Consider the following 22,733-nt stretch of genomic DNA (forward strand, 5'->3'; position numbering starts at 1 on the left):
GATGGGTGAGTTAAAAGGGGTCACCCTGCTCGTGATGACGTCGGGCCACGAGGTGACCGATCACCGCGTCTACGCGAAACAGGTTCGCAGTTTCCTCCTGATGGGGGCGCGCGTCACCTTGGTCGGCTATGCCGAGCCCGCGGCTCGAGCCCGGCTCGAGCGGGTCGAGCGCCTTCACCTTCTCACGGTTCCGAAGCCGTCCTCGCGACTGATGCGGTTTCTGTGGCAACCGTGGCGGTGCCTCTGGAGGGCCAGGCGGGAGCGCCCCGATATCATCCATGTGCATGACGCCGAGATGCTGATCACGTTCCCCGTCGCAAGGCTGTGGTGGATCAGGGCGAAATTCGTCTATGACGTGCACGAGGATTTCGCCAACTTGATGCTGATCCGCGACTGGATCGGCCGATGGTCCAAGCCCCTCGTCCGGCTGCTCACGGACGGCATCGAAAAAACCTTGGCCTCGCTGGCGGATGCGATTGTCGGCGTGACGCCGCCCCTGACCGACAAGTTCAAGAACCGACGGCGGATCGTCGCCTACAATTACCCCGCCGGGACGTTCTTCCAGGCGGCGGGGGAATGGTGGCAAACGCCGGCCAAACGGGAGTTCGATGTGGTTCATCTGGGGACCTTGAGCGCGAGGCGGGCCGAGTTCCTGGCGGAAACCTTGCGCGAGCTCCAGGCGCGTCGGCCGGCCGCCCGCTCACTCGTGGTCGGGGTGTCGGAACGCATCGCCACGGTGCTGGCACCGAGGGTGCCCGAGGGATGTCTCGTCCTCGGAAAGACCTCGTACGACGATATTCCCAGGCTGCTCAGCAATGCCAAGGTCGGCGTGGACGTGCATCCATGGCGCGATCCGCACCTGGATGTGGCGCTGCCGGTCAAAGTCTGCGAATACATGGCCGCGGGCTGCGCCGTCGTCTCGTCGGCCATGCCGGTCTTGAAGCAGGTCCTCGACGAGGCGGGCGTCGATGGCGCTTCAGTGAGCGTGCTGGAGGGCGGCGCACCCTCGGATTATGCCGAGGCCTTGGAGCGACTCCTCGAGGTGATCGACGTCGGCGGGGACCCCGGAGCAGACCTGCGGCGGCGTGCCCGCGCCTCGATGGTGTGGGAGCGGGAAGCCGACCGGATCTGCGCGCTGTATCGATCACTGCTGGATAAACCGTGCGTGTCCTGATCATCAACGCCGACGGATACGGCTTCACGCCCGGGATCACCCGTGCGATCGAGGAATGTATCGCGTTTGGGACGGTCCGCAGCCTCTCGGCGAACGTGAATTTCCCCCATGCCGACGGTCTCGCCCGGCTGGTCCTTGCTCATCCGGAGCTGTCGGTCGGCTGTCACGTCAACCCGATCGTGGGAGCGCCGGTGTTGCCGGCGGGGCGGGTCCCGTCGCTGGTGGATGAAACCGGGCACTTCCACTACCGAACCTTCACTCGGCGGTTCCTGGCGGGGAGGATCTCGGCGAAGGAGCTACGGGCTGAAATGACGGCGCAGGTGCAGAAGACACGGGATCTGGCCGGGCGGGCCTTTTCGCATATCGACTTCCACATGGGGCTGCATCGGCTGCCACGGCTCTACGATCTGTTCTTGGATGTGGCCAAGGAAAGCGGAGTCGGAAGAATCCGGACGCACCGATATCTGGTCGGCCTCGAAAGTCGTTGTCGGACGCTTCGCCACGCGGCGCATCTCCTCGTGAACCCTCTTCGCGCCCTGAAGTGGTTCTGGAATCTCCGGCTGAGGCGCAAGGCATTGCGGCGCGGCTTGGCGATGCCCGATCGACGGGTGGAGATCACGCATGCCGGGTTGTACGCCGACCGGATCAGCGTGCGGGCGCATCTGCGGTTGCTCGAGAGTCTCCCTCCGGGCGTCAGCGAGCTCGTCGTGCATCCGGGGTACGTAGAACCGGAATTGCGACGCTGGTCGACGTATCTCCATCAACGAGAGCGTGAGCGCGCGGTGCTGCTCGACGCGGAATTCCGGCGGGCGTTGCAGCGCTCCGATATTCGTCTCGCGGGATACCGCGAGATTCCGCTGCTCGCGTAACCGTGCCGTAAAACGGTTCCCGGTGAACGAGCCTGAACAGCCCTCGAACCGATTGGGGCGCCGAGAGAATCGGCATGGATGTCCAGTGGTGAGAACCTCCATGTTCAAAAGCCTCTGCTGGTCCGAGCGCGACGACGCCCTGTGAACGGGAAAAAGGCATTTCAAGACCACACAATCGTCTCTACAGCCTCAGAGGCATTTGGCTTGCTCATAGGTCCCGAGACTGTTTGTCCCGGCGAGTCAAGCACCAAGGAGGCTGTACCATGGGAGTGAGTGATCGCGTCCGTGTGGCGGACGGGCAGACGGGCCGTATTCAGCCGAAGGCGTTGCTGCTCCGAGGAGCGATGATCGCGTCGGCGACGCTGGCAGTCTTCATCATGTCGGCAGACGGGGCGGCGTGGGCGGCGACATGTACACACTATGCGTCCCCATCCGGATCGGGGAATGGAGCATCGGCGTCGTCACCGTTCAAGATCGCAAATTTTTGGCCTCTGGCCGGTCCCGGCAAGACGCTGTGTCTCTTGGACGGAAAGTATACGGGCGATCAATCGATGATCACGCCGCCCCAGTATCTCGCCGGCAGCGCCAACAGTCCCATCACGATTCGCGCCTTGAACGACGGGAAAGTGTCGCTCGATGGACAGGGAGTTCGCCAGCCGGTCGTCCTGAGATACAACGACTACTTCGTGCTGGAAGGCTTCAATGCTCACAACAGTGCGAGCACGCTCTCCATCATCGAACTGGTCGACAGTCACCATAACGTTCTCCGGCGCGTCGTCGGCTGGCACGCGGGATCTGCGAAGGCTATTTTTGCGCTGACTCGCGCCAAACACAACCTGATCGAGGACTGCGCCGGGTTCGGCGTCGCCCGCAAAATCCTGAGCGCAGCCTACGGCGGGGACAACACGACGGTCCGCAGATTTTGGGGCAGTTGGGAAGAATCATCGACGATCGGTCCCAAGATGACCATGACGCCGGTCTATAACAACATCGGCATGCTCGTCGAAAACTCCATCCTGACGTGGAACTCTCCGATGACCTCGATGGATCAACCGTATGGCTTGCTCGCGGTCGATCGCATGGACAGCACCGATCGACAAGTCTTCGTCAAAATCTACGGGTCGATCGCGTATCTGACCGAATCCGCACAGGGCTTTTTACCCTCGCAGCAGCTCCTGATCACGAAGCTCGATCAGGTCGAGCTCAAGGACGTGGTCAGCTACTATCCCCCGGGAATGCACTTGAGCAAGAAGACGTTTCTGCTGGCCAACTGCAGCACCGCGAACTCAGGCGGTAGCCCGTGTCCGACCTCGACGTTGAAAGCGACCAACCTGACGAGCATCGGCGGCGCGGGACCCAGCATCTCCTCCATGTGGGTGAAGTCGAACATCAGGTCGGGGCCGGACACCAAGACCCTGTATCCATCCGGGCAAAGTCTGTTCGTGAACTCCGGCTCGTATGGCGCCACGATCTGTAAGCGTTACGTCAACGGGACGCTGACGAACGAGCCGCTCTGGCCCTGGCCCATGAACCAGCGGATCATGGACGCCATGGCTTCTGCCGGCAAGCAGCCGGTGGACGTGACTGGAACCATCGAGCAGATGTTCGGGTTGATCCCGAGTCAGTGCCGGCAAGGCTCGCCGTCGCCGAGCCAGGTGGATACGGAGGCTCCTGCCCCACCGACCTTGGCGATTCGCTGATGATCCTTGCCTGAATACTGAGCGTAGAAGTTCTTAATGGCTTCGGCGCTCTTGCGATCCGACACGATCGATAGTAGTCTCCGCCTCCACATGAACCTTTACGTAAGGAGGTGGAGGTGGGACTGTTTGCAAAGTTATCCGGTGTCCTTTCACGAGAGGAAGCGGGGGGACGATTTCATCTCGAATCCCTTGAGCCTCGAACCTTGCTCAGCGCGGACTTAGCCGGGGCGGTCCAGCAGACGATCGCGCCGCCCCAGCCCTCGCAAACCGATCTCTCGGCGACGTCCTTGTCGGCGCTCGACACTCAGCCCGTCGCGAGCGATCAGCTCGTGCTGGGGCGGTTCGGAAATGTACCTGGTGGTTCTCGTCCCGAAGTCTCGCTCCGCGATGCCGACGGGACCGTGACCACATTCGGCCTTACCGGCAACGGGGTGGGCGAGGTGTCCTCGGAAGGGGGGAAATGGAGTCTCCGTGTCGCGGGGACCGACGGCGGTTCCACGGTCACTATTCGGACGACCGGTGGGAATGGCCGGGTGGTGCTGGACGACCTGGTGGTGGGGTCGCCATTGGGGGCGATCAACGCTCCGACCGCCGACGTGGTCGGCACCATCGGCTTTGCCGGCCCGGTGAATGCCGCCATGCTCGGCAGCGTGAAGGGCGGGACCATTTGGGCGCAGGATCTACAGTTGTTCACCGTGGTGGACGACGTCGAGAACGAGGCGATCCGGGTGGAAGGCTCCGTCGGGGTCTTCCATGCAGGCGGTTCGGTCACGAAGACGTCGTTGCAAGCGGGAGCGAATGGCTATGGTGCGATCGACCTCGTTTGGATCCAGGGAGCGCTGAGCAACGACAGCCGGATCGTGGCGGATGGGCTTCCGACCACCGCCAGCATCGCCGGCAAGACCGTGACGGTGCAAGGGGATCCACGGTTCTCGATCGAGTCGACATCCCCGGCGCTCTCGCCGGTGACCTCCAACCCCGTGGGCACGGAGGAGCAAGACGGCGAGACGACGGGGACGGCGACCGCACCCGTTTCGACCTCGCCGGTGCAGCAGTCGCTGACCCAGAGCACCACGGAGAACATCACCACCGGCATCTATTATGCTTCGCCCAACGGGACGGGCAACGGGTTGTCGAAATCTTCGCCCTTCCAAATTTCAGACTTCTGGGCGGTCGCCGCTCCCGGAAAGACCCTCTACCTCTTGGATGGGACCTACCGAGGGCCGGACTCGATGATCGATCCGCCGGACGGTCTCAGCGGGGCCGCCGGGAAGCCGATCACGGTCAAGGCACTGAACGATGGCAAGGTGACGATCGACGGCCAGGACGTTCGTCAACCGGTGCGCCTCTACAACAATGACTACTTCATCCTCGAGGGGTTCAATGCGCATAGCAGCGGCCCGAAGTATTCCGTCATTGAGATCAGCGGCGGGTCGGATCGCAACGTGCTGCGACGTATCGTCGGATGGGATGGAGGATCAGCGAAGGCGATCTTTGCCTTGAGTAACGCCAACTACAACCTCCTGGAAGATTGTGCCGGGTTCGGCGTCGCCCGCAAGATCGTCAGCTCATCCTACGGCGGGAACAACACGACCCTGCGCCGCTTTTGGGGCAGCTGGGAGGCGTCTTCCTCCATCGGTCCGAAGATGACCGTCACGCCGACCTACAACAATACTGGCATGCTGATCGAAAATTCGATTCTCACATGGAAGTCACCTCAATCCTCGATTGATCAGCCGTACGGCATGCTCTCCGTCGATCGCATGGACGTGGATCGGCGGACGTTTGCAAAGATCTATGGCACCATCATCTACCTCGCCGACGATGCCGGAACCTTCGCCCCTGGGCAGCAGATCTTGGTGACGAAAGCAGACGAGGTGGTGCTCAAGGACGTGGTCAGTTTCTTCCCCAAGGGGAAGTACACGGACAAGCGCACGTTTGTCCTCGGCAATTCCGGCACAACCAGTCCGAATCTCCGGGCGACGAACCTCACCAGCATCGGGGGGCGGGGCCCGCAGATTGCTTCGGAGTGGGTCACCTCTAACGTCAAATCCGGTCCGGACCTCGCCTCTGTCTACGGTTCCGGAGAAAGCCTGTTCAAGAATTCCGGGAACGACGGAGCGACGATTCTCTATCGTTACGAGAACGGGACCTTGACGAACACGCCGCTGTGGCCCTGGCCGATGAACCAACGGATCATCGATGCGATGGCGTCTGCGGGACGACAACCGGTGGACGTGACCCGGACGATCCAGGGTCTGTTCGGTCCCATCCCCGGAGTGTAGCGCTCGACGGTCGCCGCGTGACGCGGGCACGTCGCTGTTCGTTCAAGGCGACGCTTGCGCCGTGAGGCGAGGGGCATGGCGAGCCGGCGATGGATGGCCGTCCATCGCCGGCGAGCCAACCCTCTTTCGATTCATTCCCGAGGTCGCCGGTGGGCCGCCTCCCCTTCCTCCACGTACCAGATAGGCAGATCCACCAGGCTCATGTATTCGGTGAAGCCCGCCACTACCCAGACGGCATCGGCCGTGCACGCCGGCCTCGCATCCCTGTCTCCGGCACCGTCCCCGGAAGCCTATCCGGACGTGTCCGTCATCGTGCCCTGCCGCAATGAGCAAGTCTTCATCGAGGAGAGCGTGAGGTCGATCCTGGACCAGGATTATCCGGGGGGCATTGAGGTCTTGGTGGTCGACGGCCTGTCCGAGGATCGAACACGGTCGATTCTTCAGCGTCTGGTCGCGATCCAGTCGGCATCCGCGACACGGCGACTCCAGGTCCTCGACAACCCTCACCGAGTCGTGCCCGTGGCGTTGAACATCGGCTTGCGCCACGCCAAGGGAGCAGTCGTATTCAGGCTGGACGGACACAGCCGGATGGCGCCCGGCTATGTTCGGGCCTGTGTCGCCAAGTTGCAGGAGCGACCAGACGTAGCCTGCGTCGGCGGCCCGAGCGTGGCCGTTGCGGGAGGGTGCGTGGGAGCGGCCTATGCGCTCGCGCTCCAATCGCCCTTCGGAGTCGGTGGAGGGACCTTTCGCACCTGCCGCTCGGAGACCTTCGTCGACACGCTTGCGTTCGGAGGATATCGAAAGGATGTTGTTTCGGAGATGGGGGGGTTCGACTCCGAGCTCCATCGAAATCAGGATATCCACTTCAGTGCCGCCTTGCGGAAAGCCGGGCACCGGCTGCTCTTGATCCAAGACACGCAGACCCTCTACCACGCCCCCGACACGCTTCGGTGCGTGATCAAGCAAAACTATCGGAACGGCTATTGGAACACGCGCGTCCTGGACAAGATGATCGGGGTGCTGTCCTGGCGGCACTTCGTCCCGCTGGTGTTCGTCGTCGCGCTCCTGGCGGCCATCGTCCTGGCGGTACTATGGCCGTGGGGCTCGCTCGCCTTCTGGGCGATCGCCGGGAGCTACCTGGTCGTGTCCGGACTCGTCACCGCCGCCGTGGCCATGCGCCATCGGCGCCTCAATGCCCTTCTCTTACCCGTGATCTTTCTCATCATGCACCTCAGCTACGGATGCGGGTCGATAGTCGGCCTGTCCCGGTTCGTCCTGTCTTCCCGGTGAGGAACCCCTTGCGCCGTCAATATGAAGAGGCCTTTGCCCGTTGTATCGGCGTTCCCCATGCGTATGCCTTTTGGAAAGGCCGGGCGGCGCTCTACGCGATCCTCCGGGCATTGGGGATCGGCCGGGGAGACGACGTGGTCCTGCCCGGGTTTACGTGCGTGGTGGTCCCCAACTCCATCCGGTTTGCGGGGGCGACCCCTGTCTTCGCCGATATCGATCCGGCGAGTTACAACGTGACGGCCGAGACGATGGAACGGGTGCTCACCGCCCGGACGCGCGCCCTCATCGTTCAGCACACGTATGGAATTCCCGTCGAGATGGCACCGGTCTTGGAGCTTGCCAGGCGCCGTGGCCTGTTGGTCATCGAGGACTGCGCGCATGCGATCGGCTCGACCTATCGGGGCCGGCCGGTTGGCACGTTTGGAGCGGCGGCGTTTTTCAGCTCGCAATGGTCGAAGCCCTACACCACGGGTGTCGGCGGCATGGCCGTGACGACCGATCATGAGGTGGCGGAAAAGCTGACCGTGGTCCAAGACGGCTTCTCCGTGCCGACCCCCGCCCATACCGCCCGGTTGGCCCTCCAGTACCAGCTCTACAGCCGGGTGTTCTCGTCGCGAAGCTATTGGACCGCGATGGGGCTGCTCCAGCGCCTGAGCCGATGGAACCTGTTCGTGGGCTCGTCCAGCCACGGGGAAATCGATGGAGAGCGTCCGGCCGACCTGACGTGGAAGATGTCCACGTTTCAGGCAAAAGCCGGCCTTCGATCGATTTCAGCATTGCCCGATACGACCGCCCGTCGCCGAGTCCTCTCCCGATTCTACACGGAGGCCCTTCCTCGAAGCGGATGGGATACCGTCAGCGAGCTGCCTCACACGTCGACCAACCTGCTCCGGTACCCGGTCCGCGTGGCGAACAAGGTGGAGCTCCTCGAGCGGGCCCGACTGGCGAGAGTGGAGCTGGGCAGTTGGTTCGAGTCGGTTCTACATCCCGTCCAAGCCGGGCTGGATCGGTTCTCCTATCGCCAGGGGCAGTGTCCGATCGCCGAACGGACCGCGGGGGAAGTCATCAATCTACCGGTGCACCCGAGGGTCTCGATAGAAGACGCAGAACGCATCATCGCCTTTCTCTTGCGGGTCGGCCGCCGATCCGACGCCCGCTCCTACGCCGGCGGCTGAGCATCGCCGCATCAACCGATCGATCGCCCACACGGTATCTGACCCCGCACCTGGCCGGCTCATCACAGCCTCGGCGTCCGCGTGAAACGGGCCGTCCGTCAGGTGCGGTGGGAAAGGAAGACCACCATGCATGACACGTTGGATCACACCGTGTACCACCCCTTCCTGGGGCCGCAAGGGCCGACGGCGACCGTTGCGGTGGTCGGATCAGGCTATTGGGGGAAGAATCTGGTCCGCAACTTCGCGGAGCTCGGCGCGCTGTCCACCGTCTGCGACCGCGACGATGAACGTCTCGAGGCGCTCGGTGCTCAGCACCCCGGATGCCGGATGACGAGCTCGTATCGCGACGTCTTGAACGATCCGGCGATTCGGGCGGTCGCCATCGCGACCCCGGCCGAAACGCACGGGCCGTTGGTGCGCGAGGCGCTCTTGGCCGGGAAGGACGTGCTGGTGGAAAAGCCGCTCTGCCTGTCGGTCGACGAGGGGCGGTCCCTGGTCGCGCTGGCGAACCAACACAACCGCATCCTCATGGTCGGGCATCTGCTCTGGTACCACCCGGCCGTCCTCAAGCTGAAGGAGCTGGTGGACGGCGGCGAGTTGGGGCGCCTTCACTACATCTATTCGAATCGACTCAATTTGGGGAAGATTCGCCGTGAAGAAAACATCCTGTGGTCGTTCGCCCCTCACGACCTCTCCGTAATCTTGGGCTTGGTCGATCAGATGCCGGCCTCGATCTCGGCGGAGGGCGGCAACTACCTGCATCAACAGATCGCCGACATCACCGTCACGCTCCTGTCGTTCCCGAGCGGGGTCAAAGCGCACATCTTCGTCTCCTGGCTCCACCCCTTCAAGGAGCAGAAGCTCGTCCTCGTCGGGGACCGCAAGATGGCCGTGTTCGACGACTTGGAAAAAAAGGACAAGCTGTTGCTGTATCCCCATTCGATCGATTGGAAGCACCAAATCCCCGTCGCCAATCGGGCGGACGCCCAGCCGGTCGAGGTGGACAAGCAGGAGCCGCTGCGCGAGGAATGCCTGCATTTCCTGGAGTGTGTGCGGACCCGCCGCCGTCCTCGAACCGACGGCGAGGAGGGGGTGCGCGTCCTATCGGTGCTCGAGCGGTGCCAACGGGCCTTGGAGGACAAGACCGCCCGGGCCGCCCCGAGGCCCCCGGCGCCGCGCTCCTTCGTCCACGAGTCGGCCTGGATCGACGAGGGGGTCGTGATCGGCGAGGGGACGAGCATCTGGCATGTCTCGCATGTGTTGAAAGGATCACGGGTGGGCCGCGGCTGCAAGGTCGGACAGAACGTCGTGATCGGTCCCAACGTCCTGATCGGGGATGGGGTGAAGATCCAAAACAACGTGTCGGTCTATGAGGGAGTCACGTTGGAGGAGTCGGTCTTCTGCGGGCCGTCCGTCGTCTTCACCAACGTGCTCAATCCGCGAAGCGAGATCCCGCGAATGGCCGAGCTCAAGCCGACGCTGGTGCGGAAAGGGGCCACGCTCGGCGCGAATGCCACGATCGTATGCGGCGTCACCATCGGACGATACGCCTTCATCGGGGCCGGCTCGGTCGTCACACGGGACGTCCCGGACTATGCGCTCATGCTCGGAGCCCCGGCGCGCGTTCGAGGTTGGATGTGCGAATGCGGCATGAAGCTGAGATGGGTGGCGGATGCCGCCCGGTGCGGGTGTGGGAGACGTTTTACCAAGACGCCGGCCGGCGTCTCGAAGGTCGACGACCCGTCCTGACGAAGGAGGCCAATTGTGAAGGTCCCGTTGTTGGATTTGAAGGCGCAGCACCAGGCGATTCGGAAAGACCTCCTTGCAGCCTTTGAGCAGGTGCTGGACCGCGCTCACTTCATCCTCGGGGAGGAAGTGAGCGAGCTGGAAGCCCGCCTCGCCGATTACTGCCGGACACGCCATGCCGTCGGCGTCTCCTCGGGAACGGATGCGCTCCTGATCGCGCTCATGGCGCTCGGGATCGGGCCGGGCGACGAAGTGATCACCACGCCGCTGTCCTTTTTTGCGACCGCCGGGGCGATCGTCCGCACGGGCGCGGTCCCCGTGTTCGTCGACATCGATCCCGACTCCTTCACTCTCGATCCGGCCCTGATCGAGTCCGCCGTCACCCCGCGGACACGGGCGGTCGTCCCGGTCCACCTGTACGGGCAGTCCGCCGACATGGCGCCGATCCTCGACGTGGCCGCCCGGTACGGTCTGGCGGTCGTCGAAGATGCGGCGCAGGCGCTCGGGGCGGAATACATCGACGGCCGGCGTTGCGGGAGCATGGGGCGGGTCGGGTGCCTCTCGTTCTTTCCAAGCAAGAATCTCGGGGCGCTCGGCGACGCGGGGATGGTCGTCACGAACGACGACGCACTCGCCGAGAAGATGCGTCTGCTGCGCGTCCAGGGCGCCAAGCCGAAGTATTACCACCACCTGGTCGGAGGCAATTTTCGTCTCGACACGCTCCAGGCGGCCGCGCTCACCGTGAAGCTGCCGTACCTCGATCGCTGGACCGCGCTGCGGCAGCGCCACGCACGCCTGTACGAGGAGCTGTTCGCGGAGGCGGGCCTGGACGGCGCCGTCGAAGGCTTCAGTCTGCCCCGGGCGGTGTACAGGGGCGGTGGGATCCTTCATGACCACATCTACAATCAGTTCGTCATTCGTGTGCCGGACCGCGAGGCGCTTCGCGCGCGGCTCACGGCCGAGGGCATCGGGACGGAGATCTACTATCCCTTGCCCCTGCATCGGCAGCCGTGTCTGTCCCATCTGGGATATCAGGAAGGCCGGCTGCCGGAGGCGGAGCGCGCCTGCCGGGAAGTCTTGGCCATCCCCATTTTCCCCGAGCTGACGCCGCAGCAACAAGAGACCGTGGTTCGGGCGATCGGGGCTTTCTATCGCCGGTGAACGACGAGAGCGGCCGACCGGCAACCCTACCTCGGATGGTGAGCTCCATGTTTCCGGGCAACCGGCGTTTCGCCTTCACCATCTGCGACGACACCGACGGCGGGACGCTGAAAAATCTGATCGGGGTCTATCACTTTCTGGCCCAGCTCGGCTTTCGGACCACGAAGTCGGTGTGGCCGCTCGCGTCCGAGCGCTATGGTCGTATGCCGGGGGAAAGCTTACAGGACAAGGGCTATCTTCAGTTCGTGCGCTGGCTGCACAGGGAGGGGTTCGAGATCAGCCTGCACAACGTCCGAAACCATCATGCCACCCGGGACATGATCGTTCGCGGCTTCGAGGAGTTCCATACGCTCCTCGGCTCGCACCCGAGAGTGCACTGCAACCACTCCCGGAACCTCGAGAACATCTATTGGGGAGACCGGCGGTTCAGCCGCCGAGACGTCACGTTCGCGTACAACGTGGCGACCCGCTATGCCTGGCACAAGTATTTTCAGGGCGACGATGAGACGTCGCCGTTCTTTTGGGGCGATCTCTGCCGCGAGCGCATCACCTACGTCAGGAATTTCGTCTTCTCGGACATCAACCTGGACAACATCAATCCGACCATGCCGTATCACGATCCCGACAAACGCTACGTGAACTACTGGTTCAGCAGCTCCGACGGGCGGGACGTGGAGCGTTTTTGCGACATGCTTCGCGAGTCGCAGCAAGACCGGCTCGAAGCCGAAGGCGGCGTGTGCATCATGTACACACATTTTGCCAACGGCTTTTGCCGGAACGGGACGCTGCATCCGCAGTTCGCCAGGCTGATGAAACGGCTCTCGTCTCTCAACGGCTGGTTCGTGCCCGTCTCGACTCTGCTCGATCATTTGCGGGCGGCCCGGGCGGCGCCTCGCACGATCCCACCGAATGAGCTGGCGGCCATGGAGCGACATTGGTTGCTCTCGAACGTGCGGATGCACGTGACCCACTGCCGGGTAGAGCGACCGACGGCCTAACGCGGACAGAGGACCCGAATGACGCCTTCTTGGTCGTGTACTCGCGTGGACTTGACCCTGGAGCAGTGGGGAGATGTCCTTGAACGGTTCGACGACCGGACGATCTTCCAAACGCCGGAATGGTTGGGCTTCATCGCCGAGACGCAACGGGCCGAACCGGTATTTGCTCGGTTGACGAGGGACGGGGAGTGCGTCGGCTATTGCGCGGGCCTGATCGTGAAGCGCTTCGGGATGAGGATCCTGGGCAGCCCGCTGCCCGGATGGACGACGTCGTATATGGGCCCCAATCTGTTGCCCGGCCTTTCCCGGCGCGAGGCGGCGGACGCACTCATCGGTTGGGCGTTCGATGGGTTGGGATGCGTGCACGTCGAAGTCATGGATCGACAGTTGTCGGTCCAGGAGGCCCAAGCATCGGGTTGGACGTTCAGGCGATATGAAGGGTTCGAGGTGGACCTGACGCAGGGGGAGGACGCGTTGCTGCGAAAGATGACGGGTGCCTGCCGCCGCTGCCTCCGGCAATCCGCCGAGCGCGGCGTCACGATCGAAGAGGCGCGGGACGAGACTTTTGCCGACGAGTATTACCTGCAGCTCCGAGAAGTGTTCGGACGGCAGCGACTCGTGCCGCCCTACGGGCTCGGGCGCGTCCGCGAGCTCATTCGACGCCTCGACCGTGAGGATCGCCTCCTCTTGCTCCGTGCGCGGGACGCGGGGGGACGGTGTCTTGCCACCGGGATTTTTCCGGCCATGAATCGCACGATGTATTTTTGGGGTGGGGCCAGCCGGCGGGCGTTTCTGCATTACCGGCCGAACGAGGCGATTCAGTGGTACGCGATCCGATATTGGAAAGCGCGCGGGATCGAGCGGTATGACATGGGCGGCGGCGGTGAGTACAAGCGAAGATTCGGAGGAGAGCGGATTCGGGTTCCATGGCTGAGGTCGTCGAAGTACCCGTGGATCGGTCTCGCCCGGAACATGGCAAAACGAGCGGCTGGCTGGCGCCAGAGGATCGGTGGCCGGACGTGCGACTGGCTCGACGCCTCGGCTTGGGCCAAGTCGCGCCCCCGATGAGCCTTGCCACCCTCCTTCCCGAGGAGGCCGACCGGCTCCGCCGTCCTGCGCCCCGAAGACAGGGACTTCCTACGGCATTGTCAGCGCTGTTGATGCTTCGTCCCGACGACTGAGTGGAAGGCCAAGGCATGCCGGCCGGCTGGATTGATTTCCATCACCATGCATCGAGAGGTCAACGATGACGAGGATACCAGAACATCGAGCGAAGCTGACAAGCCGCCGAATGGGGATCGTCGTTGTGTCGCTCATGACGACGGCGATGACCGTCGCGTGGTTGGCGGTGGATGTCGAGGCGTTTGAATTCCGACTCGACGGGCTGGCCAGGATCCCTCAACCCATGCCCGTCTCTGTGCCCCCATCTGGACTGCTGGGGATCGAGGCGGGAAGCCGGCCCTTCTCCGCCTCGTTGCCACCAGCCGAGTCGGGGACGGCGATCACGGACAAGGCGGAGTTCGCGCTGGCGGTCGGTAAGGCTCCGGCCAAAGAGGACGACGGAGGCCGCGATGAGGACCGCCTGGCGTTCGCCGGTCAATCGCCGGCGCCCCGATCGAGCCTACCGCTGATGCGCCAGGACGCCACCTCGTCGTTCGGCTGTCCGTTGTGCCGGGCGGTGACGGTCGGCCCGGTGATCTCCGTTCCTCTCCGTGACGTGAAGGCCCTCTTGATCACTCGGACAGCGGGCGAGCACGTCGGGTCTTCGCTCGGTTCGTCGAGTGCTCGGCGAGCAATTCCGATCCCCGGGAGCTTGATCCTGTTCGCCGCTGGCTTTGCCGGACTGGCCGCGTGGCATCGCAAACGGTCCTGACCTCGTCCCGCACGATTTCGTCGTCCTCCTAGACCGGTTCCTCGGTTTCTGTCCTGCCTTGCGGGGCTCGTCCTGTGCAGTCGAAGGGGCCGGGAGTCTCCCGGTACGAGATCAACCCATCTGTGAGGTGCAGCAGATGACACGAATAACAACTGTGCTGAGCGCCGTCGGCATGGCGATGGGGGTGGGACTTGTCGGTCAGCCCGCTGATGCGACGCCCTTCAAGCCATCGTCGTTGGCGGTGATCAGCGTCGCCGACGTGAACAAAGACAACCTGAAGGCCGCGAAGGAAAAGCTCAAGCTTGCAAGGCAAGACGTGAAGCTTGCCAAGCAGGAGCTCAAGGCGGCCAAGCAGCAGTTCAAGGCGGCGAAACTCGAGCTGAAGGCGGCAAGACAGCGGGGCGCGAATGCCGTGCCCATCCCGGGGACCTTGTTGTTGTTCGGCGCCGGGTTCGCCGGTCTTGTTGCCTGGCAGTCGAGAGATCGCAAGCGGCCGAGGGACGACATGGCAGCGTAACTGGTTCTGGAGATCAGGGACCGGGCGTCTCGGTCGTCTTCCTTTCGACTGCACAGCGGCTCCGTCGACGGGCCGTCATGAGGCGCCCCACGTCTCTCGATTCTCATCGGTCTGGCCGTCTCTTTCCTGACGGAGAGAGACGGCCGCGATGCCTCAATGAAACCGGTCGAATCCCGCCGTCCCGATCCCGGGAACCGGGCTCCTGTTCGGGGTCGCGCTCATCGCCTTGCCGTGGATTCGGTTGAAGATCAAGAGGCCTTAGCCGCGTGGCCGCGCGGCCGGACGAGTTGATGGGGGCAGCCCGCCGAGGAGAGGGTTGCCGGAGGTTGCCGGCGAGCGGGCCTCTTCGCCGGCATAGCGAAACGGAGGCCTGCCGGGGAGGCTCCGCCCGTCCGGGGCCGTGGGGACGCCGACAGGAACATGGCTGGAGCAGCGACCATACGAACAACCGGGGCCGAGGCCGGGCGGGGGGCGGTGACCGAGGCGTGGCAGAAGCCGCTGCTGATCGTGCTCGGGGTCTGGCTGAGCGTCATCCTGCTCTTCTGGAGCACGTTTTCGACCATGGTGGAGGTGTGGGCGAGCTCTCGAACGTTCGCCCACGGCCTCCTCGTCCTGCCCGCTACGCTCTATCTGGTGTCTTGCTTTCGGGAGCGCCTCGCCCCGCTCACGCCGGCGCCGGCGGGCGCCGGTTGGATCGCGCTCGCGGCCGTCGCCGCCACATGGCTTCTGGGGGCGGCCTTCCACGAGTTGCTCCTCCAACAGATCGCCGTCCTCACGATGCTGCCCGCGGTGGTCTGGGCGCTCGTGGGAACCGCCGTGGTGCGTGCCTTCGCCTTCCCGCTCGGGTTTCTCGCGTTTGCACTGCCGGTCGGGACCTCGACGGAGCCCTGGCTGCAACAGTTCACGGCGGCGTTCATCGTCGCAGGGCTGCATCTCGTCGGGATCCCGCTGCATTGGGAAGGGCATCTGATCACGCTTTCGTCGAATAGCTGGGAAGTGGTGCGGGATTGCGGCGGATTGCGGTACGTGCTGCCCGGTCTCGCCCTGGGATACCTCTATGCCGGCGTGGTCTATCGAGCGGCGATGCGGCGTACTCTGTTTCTGGTGCTCTCCGTCGCTCTCCTCATCCTCGCCAATGGAGTGCGGGCCTATTCGATCGTCCTGTTCGACCACCTCGGCGTGGCGGAGGGCGCCGATCACCGGCTGTTCAGTTATACGATTTACGGGCTGACGATCGTCTTCCTCTTCTGGCTGGGGTTGAAGTGGCGGGAGCCACAGCCCGAGCCCCTCTCCGCGGGGGGGCACGCTGGAAAGAGGCCCTCACCGCTCGTGCCTATCGTGCTCAACGCGGCCGTGGCGGTGAGCCTCCTGGCGATGGTCTCTTGTTCGGCGATGTGGATGAACCGCTTCCCCGTCGCTGCGCCCTGAAACGCCGAGCCACGCGCCCGGCTGCCGCCGGGCCGCCGGACCCGCTTCATCCAACCGGACCGCGGTCTCCTTTCACAGAAGCGCCGCCACGTACGGAGGGCATCATGGAGTGGACGTTGTTCACATGGGGTCTCCTCGTCGGCATCGTCGGGCTCTTATGGGTCATGGTCCTCGATCTCTTCTACAAGCTGACTGCGCGCTCCGCCGCCGAAGGGACGGAGGCGCCCAAGAGCCGCGACGCCGGTCAGCCGCTCGCACTCTAGCGCCGCTCTCGGGCTCTCCACGGCGCTGGGCGATCTCATCGGCACAGAGCCTTTCCTGAGCATCGATCGTCCTCAGACTCGGCACAGCGGGCACGTATGGTCGCTCACGGCGCCCGCCTAACTCGCGAGGCATCCATGTCCACGTTTCTGCCTTTTCATGTCCCGGACATCGGCCCGGAAGAAGTCGAATCCGTCCTCGCCACGCTCCAGTCCGGCTGGTTGACGACGGGGGCCAAGGTGAAGGAGTTCGAAGACGCGTTTGCGGCGATGATCGGGGTTCGACACGCCGTCGCGGTGAACTCGTGCACCGCGGCGTTGCATCTAGCGCTCGATGCGGTCGGGCTGCAGGAGGGCGACGAAGTCCTCGTCCCCGCCATGACGTTCGCGGCGACCGCGGAGGTGGTGACGTACTTCAAGGCGAAGCCCGTCCTGATCGACGTCGTCCCTGGGACTCTCACGCTCGATCCCCACGCCATCGAGCGGGCCGTCACCCCGCGCACCAAGGCGATCATTCCCGTCCATTTCGCCGGTCACCCGTGCGCGATGGATCGCATTCTCGACGTCGCGCGTGCCTACAACCTCTGGGTGATCGAGGACGCCGCACATGCGCTGCCGGCGAGATTCCGGGGAAAAATGGTCGGCACGATCGGCGATCTCACCTGTTTCTCCTTCTATGCCACCAAAAACGTGACGACGGGCGAAGGAGGGATGGTCACCACCGACAATCCGGGCTGGGCCGCGCGGATGCGAATGATGAGCCTGCACGGGCTCAGCCGGGACGCCTGGAACCGGTATACCGCCCAGGGTGCCTGGGCCTACGACATCCTGCACGCCGGGTTCAAATACAACCTGACCGACCTTGCCGCTGCCGTCGGCGTGCCGCAACTGCGGAAGTGCGAGGCGTTTTGGAAGGCGCGCGAGCGGTACGCGGCGATATATCGAGAAGGCCTCTCGGATCTTCCGGAAGTCCGTCTCCCGCAGACGGACGACGACGTCCAGCACGCCTGGCATCTCTATGTCATCCAGCTCGAGCTCGATCGCCTGCGCATCGGACGGGATGCCTTCATCGACCGGCTCAAGCAGGAAGGCATCGGCTGTAGCGTCCACTTCATCCCCCTGCACCTGCATTCTTACTATCGAATCGCCTGGGGCTACCGTCCGACCGATTGCCCCGTCGCGACGCGGGTGTTCGAACGGATCATCTCGCTTCCGATCTACCCCCGAATGACCGAGCACGACGTCGATCGCGTCGTCTCGGTGGTTCGGCAACTCATAGGGGATTACCGGCTATGACGAAGCGTACATTCGACGTCGTGTCTGCGGCCATCGGCCTGCTCGTCTGTTGGCCGCTGTTCGTGGTGGTCGCCGTATTGATCAAGCTCGACTCTCCCGGCCCGGTCCTGTTCCGCCAGTTGCGCGTCGGACGGGGCTTGAAGCCCTTCTACATCTACAAGTTCCGGACCATGATCGTGGATGCCGCAGCCCACGGTGGTCCGTTGACGGTCGGTGAAGACCAACGGATCACGCGGGTCGGTCGCCTCTTGCGCCGATACAAGCTCGATGAGCTTCCGCAGTTGCTCAACATCGTGAAAGGCGACATGAGCGTGGTCGGCCCTCGCCCGGAAGTCCAACGGTACGTCGACCTGTTCCGGAACGATTTCGCCGAAATCTTGTCGGTCCGTCCCGGGCTGACCGATTTGGCCTCGCTGCAATTCATCGACGAGGCGGCGGTGCTCGAGCGGGCGGCCAACGCCGAGCGAGACTATCGGGAGACGATCCTGCCCGAGAAGATTCGCCTGGCGAAGCTGTACCTCGCGCACCAGTCGTTTCATTTCGATCTCGCCATCGTGGCCCAGACCGTGCTGCGCCTCGCCGGCATCCCGGTAGTCGTCTGCGAACTGCCCGAGTTCCAGCCGAGCTTCCACACGCCCTCGCACAGCGTGGGCGGGCGCCTGACGGCGCTCGTGCTGCGGTGGCGACGACCGCTCATCGTGATCCTGGACATTGCGTTGATCGCCCTCGCCAATTATCTCGCGTTCTGGCTCCGGTTCGACGGTCTGATTCCGGCGACCGAGAAGCGGCTCTTCCTTCAGATGCTGCCCTGGCTGGTCGTCATCCGTGGGCTGGCCTTCTTCGTCTTCCGGCTCAACGAGGGGCTCTGGCGCTATACGAGCATCTGGGACCTGCAGCGCATCGTCGGCGGAGTCCTTACGAGCACCGTCGCCTTCTACTACGCGGTGCACGTGGCGATGGGCGTGACCGACTATCCGCGCTCGATCTTCATCATCGACAGCATGCTGCTCATCGGGTTCATCACGGGCGTCCGGTTGCCCAGCCGGCTGCTCCGCGAGAAGGTGATCTATCGGAAGAAGAAGAAAGTGCTGATCATCGGAGCGGGCGATTCGGGCGAACGGGTCGTACGAGAGATGAAGACGCATGCCTCCTACCGGTACCAGCCGGTGGGGTTCATCGACGACGAGGCGGCCCTGCTCCGGCAACGGATCCATGGGGTCAAAGTCCTCGGGACGCGGAAGGAGCTGCCGAGGATCGTCGAGCAGGAGAAGCCCGAAGAGATCGTCTTGGCCCTCCCGAACGCCAAGCCGGCGCTCATCCGGGAGATCATCGGGCAGCTCGAGCCGTACAAGGCGTGCATCACCACGGTCCCGACGCCGAAGGACCTCGCGGGCAAGACGGCGGTCAGCCAGATCCGCTCGCTCGCACTCAAGGATCTGCTTCCGCGCGGCGCTGTAGACGGAAACCCGGAAGCCGTGCGGGGGATGGTGACGGGCCGCCGGGTCCTGATCACCGGTGCCGGCGGCTCGATCGGCTCCGAGTTGTCGCGCCAGGTGGCGGCGTTGAAACCCGAGGCGCTCATCCTGTACGAGCGCCACGAGAACAGCCTGTATACGGTCGGCAAGGAACTGGACGACCAAGGTTTCTCCTCTCTGATCCACCCCGTCATCGGCGACGTCACCGACGCACGCCGCCTCTCCTCGGTCCTCGACAAGTATCGTCCGAGCCTCATCTTTCATGCCGCCGCGCACAAACACGTGCCCCTCGTGGAGCAGAACCCGGCGGAGGCCTTGAAGAACAATTGCATCGGGACCCGCATCGCCGCCGAGGCGGCGGACCACTACGGCGTCGAGCGGTTCGTCCTGATCTCGACCGATAAAGCGGTGAACCCCTCCAGCGTCATGGGCGCGACCAAGCGGGTCGCCGAGCTCATCATCCAGGGCATGGCGCACCGCAGCCGGACGCGCTTTCTGACCGTCCGCTTCGGGAACGTCCTGGGCAGCAACGGCAGCGTGCTCTTGCGCTTCCAAGAGCAGATCCAGGCGGGCGGGCCGGTCACGGTGACGCACCCCGGCGTCCGCAGGTATTTCATGCTGATCCCGGAAGCCGTGTATCTCGTCCTCCAAGCCGCCTCGCTCGGCGAGCAAGGGGCGATCTACGTCCTCGATATGGGGGAGCAAATCAACGTATTGGATCTCGCCCGCAGCGCCATCCGGCTGTCGGGGTTCGTCCCCGGCCAGGAGATTCCGATCGTGTTCGTCGGCCTTCGGCCGGGAGAAAAACTCTCCGAGGAGTTGGTGGGGGAGGAGGAGTCGGCCGAGCCGTCATCGATCGAGAAGATCCTGCGGATCAGGACGATGGCGCCCCTCCCGGCGGCCGTGCTCGAGGAGAAAATGATCGCCGTCGAGCAGGCGGCGCATCTGAACAATCCCGCCTGGGCGGTCGAGCGCTTGCACGAGCTCGTGCCCACGTTTCGGTCGCCCGAGCCGGCGGTGCCGTTCGAGGTTCCCGCCGATGCTCCGCTTTTCAACGGCGTGATGTTCGAACCGAAGAAAGCCTTGACCTGAATCGTCGTGCTCTTCCGCGGCCACGCCGGGTACCGAGGAGCAGGGCGCCCGAAAGAATCCACAGACTCGTGAGCGGAGCGACCATGAGAATCGCTGAATACGAGGCACAGAGCCCACCCTCGGGCACAGCCTTACTCCAAGAGTACTGGAATATCGCGCTGAGGCGAAAAGGCGTGATCCTCGGATGTATCCTGGCGTCACTGGCTGCCTCGGTCCTCGCCTACTCGGTCGCGCCGAAGTCGTACCGATCCGAAACGCTCATTTTGGTCGAAGAGCCGAAGATCCCGGAGAACTACGTGCAGGGCGTCGTCGTGGAGGGCAATCTCGAGCAGCATCTCTTCGTGATGGAGCGCGAGATCAAGAACCGCACGCTGCTGACCGAGATCGTGAAGGAGTTCAACCTCTATCCGGAAGAAGTGGCCGAGTACGGGATCGAGGCGGCGCTCATCAAGCTCAGCAACTCCATCAGAGTCGAAATGGCCGCCAAGATGCCGCGCAACAACGTGATCGGCCGTCCCGGCGTGGATGCTTTTACCGTCTCGTTTTCCCACGGGGACCCGGAGACGGCGATGACGGTGACCTCGACGATCGCGTCGAAGTTCGTGGAGGAAAATCTCAAGGCCAGAGAGCAGATGGCTGAAGGGGCCGGAGAGTTCCTCGATGAGGAAGTCACGATCGTGAAAAGCGAGCTCGAAAAAAAGGAGGACGAGATCAGCCGGTTCAAGTCGGCGTACATCGGCGAGCTGCCCCAACAAATGGAAGCCAACCTTCGGGCCCTCGATCGACTGCAGGTGGACCTGAACACCGTGACCGAGAGTATCCAGCGCCTGTCGGATCGCCGAGCTTTGATCGAGAAGTCGATGCAGGAATATGAGCGATTTGGATTGACCAACCCGACGCTGGCGCCGACCGGGCACGAGCCCGATCCCTTGTTTCGGAGGCTCGGCGAGCTGAGAAAGAAGCTCGTGGAGCTGTCCGCCCAATTCACCGAGGCCTATCCAGACATGGCGTTGACCCGGGAGGAACTGCGTCAGGTGGAGAGCGAACTCATCACCCTTTACGGCCCCGAAGCGATCACGGGAGGCGAGAAGCAGCTCGATCCCTATCTGCAGGGGCTCAAGAAACAGGAGGGGGAGGTCAACAGTGAACTGGCCGTGCTGAAACAGCGGCAGCGCCTGCTGCTCGCCGAGAAAAAGGACTATGTCAGACGGGTCGAACGGGCACCGGCCGTGGAACAGCAACTGCTCATTCTCGAACGCGACTATGACAACATGAAGAAAAGCTATCGGTCCCTGCTCGACAAGCGGATCAACGCGCGCGTGGCCGAAAACCTGGAGAAGCGGCAGCAGGGGCGCCAATTCCGGATCATCGATCCGGCCAACTACCCGCTCGCGCCCGACAAGCCCAACCGGACCCTGATTCTTGCGCTGGGATTCATCCTGGGCTGCGGGCTGGGGGGCGGCATCGCGGTCATGCAAGAGCAGTTGAATCCGCAGTTCCGGCGACCCGAGGACATCGAGTACCTCTTGGGGCCGCACCTGCTTGCGGTCATCCCGAACTTCGCCCTGGTCTTTCGGGCGACGTGGCAGCGGCTTCTCCCGAACCCCTCGGTGCTGCCGGTCCCCGCCGGGCCGACTCGCAGCGGCGAGGGAACGCGTCGGTGGCGGCGGGGCATGTGGCAGCGGGGCAAGCGATCGCCGGAATTGAACTTCATCGTGAAGTGGCAGCCCGGGTCGATCATCGCCGAACAGTACCGGGTGGCGGCCACGCGGCTGGCGTTGGCCCGGACGGAGGACGCCTGCAGCATCATCGCCGTCACCAGCGCCGTCAAGGGAGAGGGGAAGACCACGACGGTGGTAAACCTTGGATACACCATGGCCCGAGACCTGGGGAAGCGGACCCTCCTCGTGGATTGCGACTTCAAGTTTCCGGTCTTGCATCACTATGCGATGACCGTACCGGACTATGGGTTGGCGGACTGCCTGGGCGGCGAAATCCCGGCGGAGGCCTGCATGACAGGGTTCGGAGAGGTGCCCTGTTGGATTATGCCGGTCGGCCGCGCCGTCGTTCGCTCCAATCAGTTACTCAAGACCGAGAGGCTCGCCGCGGTCCTTCACGGCCTGCGGGATCAGTTCGACTACATTCTGATCAATACCCCCCCCATTCTGCCGCTCGCCGACATGAACGTCCTGGCCGGCCACTCGGATGCCTTGCTCCTCGTCGTCCGGGCCGGCTCCACTCCGCAACAGTTCGTGCGGCGCGCGCTCAGCACGCTGCGCGCGCAGATACCGGTCCACGTCGTGCTCAACGCGGTCGGGAAGCTGCCCCACTACATGTACGATTATCAAGAGGTGTCGAAGGTGTAGGGCTTGGAGTAGAGACAAAGGGGTATGG

Annotated in this window: 17 protein-coding genes; all 17 read left to right on the forward strand. The window is 63.8% G+C overall.

All coding sequences use genetic code 11. The features are described 5' to 3' along the window. Nucleotide 1 precedes the first annotated feature (1 nt). The 17 genes from ACWHYV_RS03815 to ACWHYV_RS03895 all read left to right on the forward strand — a co-directional run bounded on the left by ACWHYV_RS03815 (nucleotide 2) and on the right by ACWHYV_RS03895 (nucleotide 22,705). The gene (locus tag ACWHYV_RS03815; RefSeq protein ID WP_447979328.1) at nucleotides 2-1,174 is read left to right on the forward strand and encodes a glycosyltransferase; all 1,173 of its coding nucleotides are present in this window, start codon (nucleotides 2-4) and stop codon (nucleotides 1,172-1,174) included. Further along, complete coding sequence (locus ACWHYV_RS03820; RefSeq protein ID WP_447979329.1) at nucleotides 1,162-2,043, forward strand: carbohydrate deacetylase; 882 nt, start codon at nucleotides 1,162-1,164, stop codon at nucleotides 2,041-2,043. Before ACWHYV_RS03815 ends, ACWHYV_RS03820 begins: the two co-directional genes overlap by 13 nt. A 263-nt stretch (nucleotides 2,044-2,306) precedes the next feature. Further along, nucleotides 2,307-3,743, forward strand: a complete 1,437-nt coding sequence (locus tag ACWHYV_RS03825) for a hypothetical protein (protein ID WP_447979330.1) — start codon at nucleotides 2,307-2,309, stop codon at nucleotides 3,741-3,743. Nucleotides 3,744-3,859: 116 nt separating this feature from the next. Continuing rightward, the gene (locus ACWHYV_RS03830; RefSeq protein WP_447979331.1) at nucleotides 3,860-6,028 is read left to right on the forward strand and encodes an LEPR-XLL domain-containing protein; all 2,169 of its coding nucleotides are present in this window, start codon (nucleotides 3,860-3,862) and stop codon (nucleotides 6,026-6,028) included. Nucleotides 6,029-6,238: 210 nt separating this feature from the next. Continuing rightward, the gene (locus ACWHYV_RS03835; protein WP_447979332.1) at nucleotides 6,239-7,318 is read left to right on the forward strand and encodes a glycosyltransferase family 2 protein; all 1,080 of its coding nucleotides are present in this window, start codon (nucleotides 6,239-6,241) and stop codon (nucleotides 7,316-7,318) included. 8 nt (nucleotides 7,319-7,326) lie between these two features. Next, a complete protein-coding gene (locus ACWHYV_RS03840; RefSeq protein ID WP_447979333.1) occupies nucleotides 7,327-8,493 on the forward strand; it encodes a DegT/DnrJ/EryC1/StrS family aminotransferase in 1,167 nt (388 codons plus the stop codon). Between the two features lie 126 nt (nucleotides 8,494-8,619). Then, entirely contained in the window at nucleotides 8,620-10,242 is a 1,623-nt protein-coding gene (locus ACWHYV_RS03845) for a Gfo/Idh/MocA family oxidoreductase (RefSeq protein WP_447979334.1), read from the forward strand. Nucleotides 10,243-10,257: 15 nt separating this feature from the next. Next, nucleotides 10,258-11,400: a DegT/DnrJ/EryC1/StrS family aminotransferase gene (locus ACWHYV_RS03850; protein ID WP_447979335.1), complete on the forward strand. Its 1,143-nt coding sequence runs from the start codon at nucleotides 10,258-10,260 to the stop codon at nucleotides 11,398-11,400. A 47-nt stretch (nucleotides 11,401-11,447) separates the two neighbouring features. Beyond that, on the forward strand, nucleotides 11,448-12,398 hold the full coding sequence (locus ACWHYV_RS03855) for a hypothetical protein (RefSeq protein WP_447979336.1): 951 nt from the start codon (nucleotides 11,448-11,450) through the stop codon (nucleotides 12,396-12,398). Nucleotides 12,399-12,443: 45 nt separating this feature from the next. Continuing rightward, a complete protein-coding gene (locus ACWHYV_RS03860) occupies nucleotides 12,444-13,466 on the forward strand; it encodes a GNAT family N-acetyltransferase (protein ID WP_447979337.1) in 1,023 nt (340 codons plus the stop codon). A gap of 223 nt (nucleotides 13,467-13,689) precedes the next feature. Next, entirely contained in the window at nucleotides 13,690-14,271 is a 582-nt protein-coding gene (locus tag ACWHYV_RS03865) for a hypothetical protein (RefSeq protein WP_447979338.1), read from the forward strand. 136 nt (nucleotides 14,272-14,407) lie between these two features. Continuing rightward, nucleotides 14,408-14,788 carry a hypothetical protein gene (locus ACWHYV_RS03870; protein WP_447979339.1) on the forward strand — a complete coding sequence of 127 codons (381 nt, stop codon included), beginning with the start codon at nucleotides 14,408-14,410 and terminating at the stop codon, nucleotides 14,786-14,788. Between the two features lie 420 nt (nucleotides 14,789-15,208). After that, entirely contained in the window at nucleotides 15,209-16,216 is a 1,008-nt protein-coding gene (xrtA, locus tag ACWHYV_RS03875; protein ID WP_447979340.1) for an exosortase A, read from the forward strand. Between the two features lie 104 nt (nucleotides 16,217-16,320). Beyond that, a complete protein-coding gene (locus ACWHYV_RS03880; RefSeq protein WP_447979341.1) occupies nucleotides 16,321-16,479 on the forward strand; it encodes a hypothetical protein in 159 nt (52 codons plus the stop codon). A 135-nt stretch (nucleotides 16,480-16,614) separates the two neighbouring features. After that, a complete protein-coding gene (locus ACWHYV_RS03885) occupies nucleotides 16,615-17,772 on the forward strand; it encodes a DegT/DnrJ/EryC1/StrS family aminotransferase (RefSeq protein WP_447979342.1) in 1,158 nt (385 codons plus the stop codon). After that, the gene (locus tag ACWHYV_RS03890) at nucleotides 17,769-20,339 is read left to right on the forward strand and encodes a polysaccharide biosynthesis protein (RefSeq protein WP_447979343.1); all 2,571 of its coding nucleotides are present in this window, start codon (nucleotides 17,769-17,771) and stop codon (nucleotides 20,337-20,339) included. The genes ACWHYV_RS03885 and ACWHYV_RS03890 overlap by 4 nt, the downstream gene beginning before the upstream one ends. An 83-nt stretch (nucleotides 20,340-20,422) precedes the next feature. Beyond that, a complete protein-coding gene (locus ACWHYV_RS03895) occupies nucleotides 20,423-22,705 on the forward strand; it encodes a GumC family protein (protein WP_447979344.1) in 2,283 nt (760 codons plus the stop codon). The last annotated feature ends 28 nt before the right edge of the window (nucleotides 22,706-22,733 follow it).

The sequence above is a fragment of the Candidatus Nitrospira bockiana genome, assembly GCF_965152565.1.

Bases quoted from the DNA above. Each gene is read 5' to 3' on its own strand.
- ACWHYV_RS03815 (WP_447979328.1), top strand. From the start codon at position 2: ATGGGTGAGTTAAAAGGGGTCACCCTGCTCGTGATGACGTCGGGCCAC.
- ACWHYV_RS03825 (WP_447979330.1), top strand. From the start codon at position 2,307: ATGGGAGTGAGTGATCGCGTCCGTGTGGCGGACGGGCAGACGGGCCGT.
- ACWHYV_RS03845 (WP_447979334.1), top strand. From the start codon at position 8,620: ATGCATGACACGTTGGATCACACCGTGTACCACCCCTTCCTGGGGCCG.
- ACWHYV_RS03855 (WP_447979336.1), top strand. From the start codon at position 11,448: ATGTTTCCGGGCAACCGGCGTTTCGCCTTCACCATCTGCGACGACACC.
- ACWHYV_RS03865 (WP_447979338.1), top strand. From the start codon at position 13,690: ATGGGGATCGTCGTTGTGTCGCTCATGACGACGGCGATGACCGTCGCG.
- ACWHYV_RS03870 (WP_447979339.1), top strand. From the start codon at position 14,408: ATGACACGAATAACAACTGTGCTGAGCGCCGTCGGCATGGCGATGGGG.
- xrtA (WP_447979340.1), top strand. From the start codon at position 15,209: ATGGCTGGAGCAGCGACCATACGAACAACCGGGGCCGAGGCCGGGCGG.
- ACWHYV_RS03880 (WP_447979341.1), top strand. From the start codon at position 16,321: ATGGAGTGGACGTTGTTCACATGGGGTCTCCTCGTCGGCATCGTCGGG.
- ACWHYV_RS03885 (WP_447979342.1), top strand. From the start codon at position 16,615: ATGTCCACGTTTCTGCCTTTTCATGTCCCGGACATCGGCCCGGAAGAA.
- ACWHYV_RS03890 (WP_447979343.1), top strand. From the start codon at position 17,769: ATGACGAAGCGTACATTCGACGTCGTGTCTGCGGCCATCGGCCTGCTC.
- ACWHYV_RS03895 (WP_447979344.1), top strand. From the start codon at position 20,423: ATGAGAATCGCTGAATACGAGGCACAGAGCCCACCCTCGGGCACAGCC.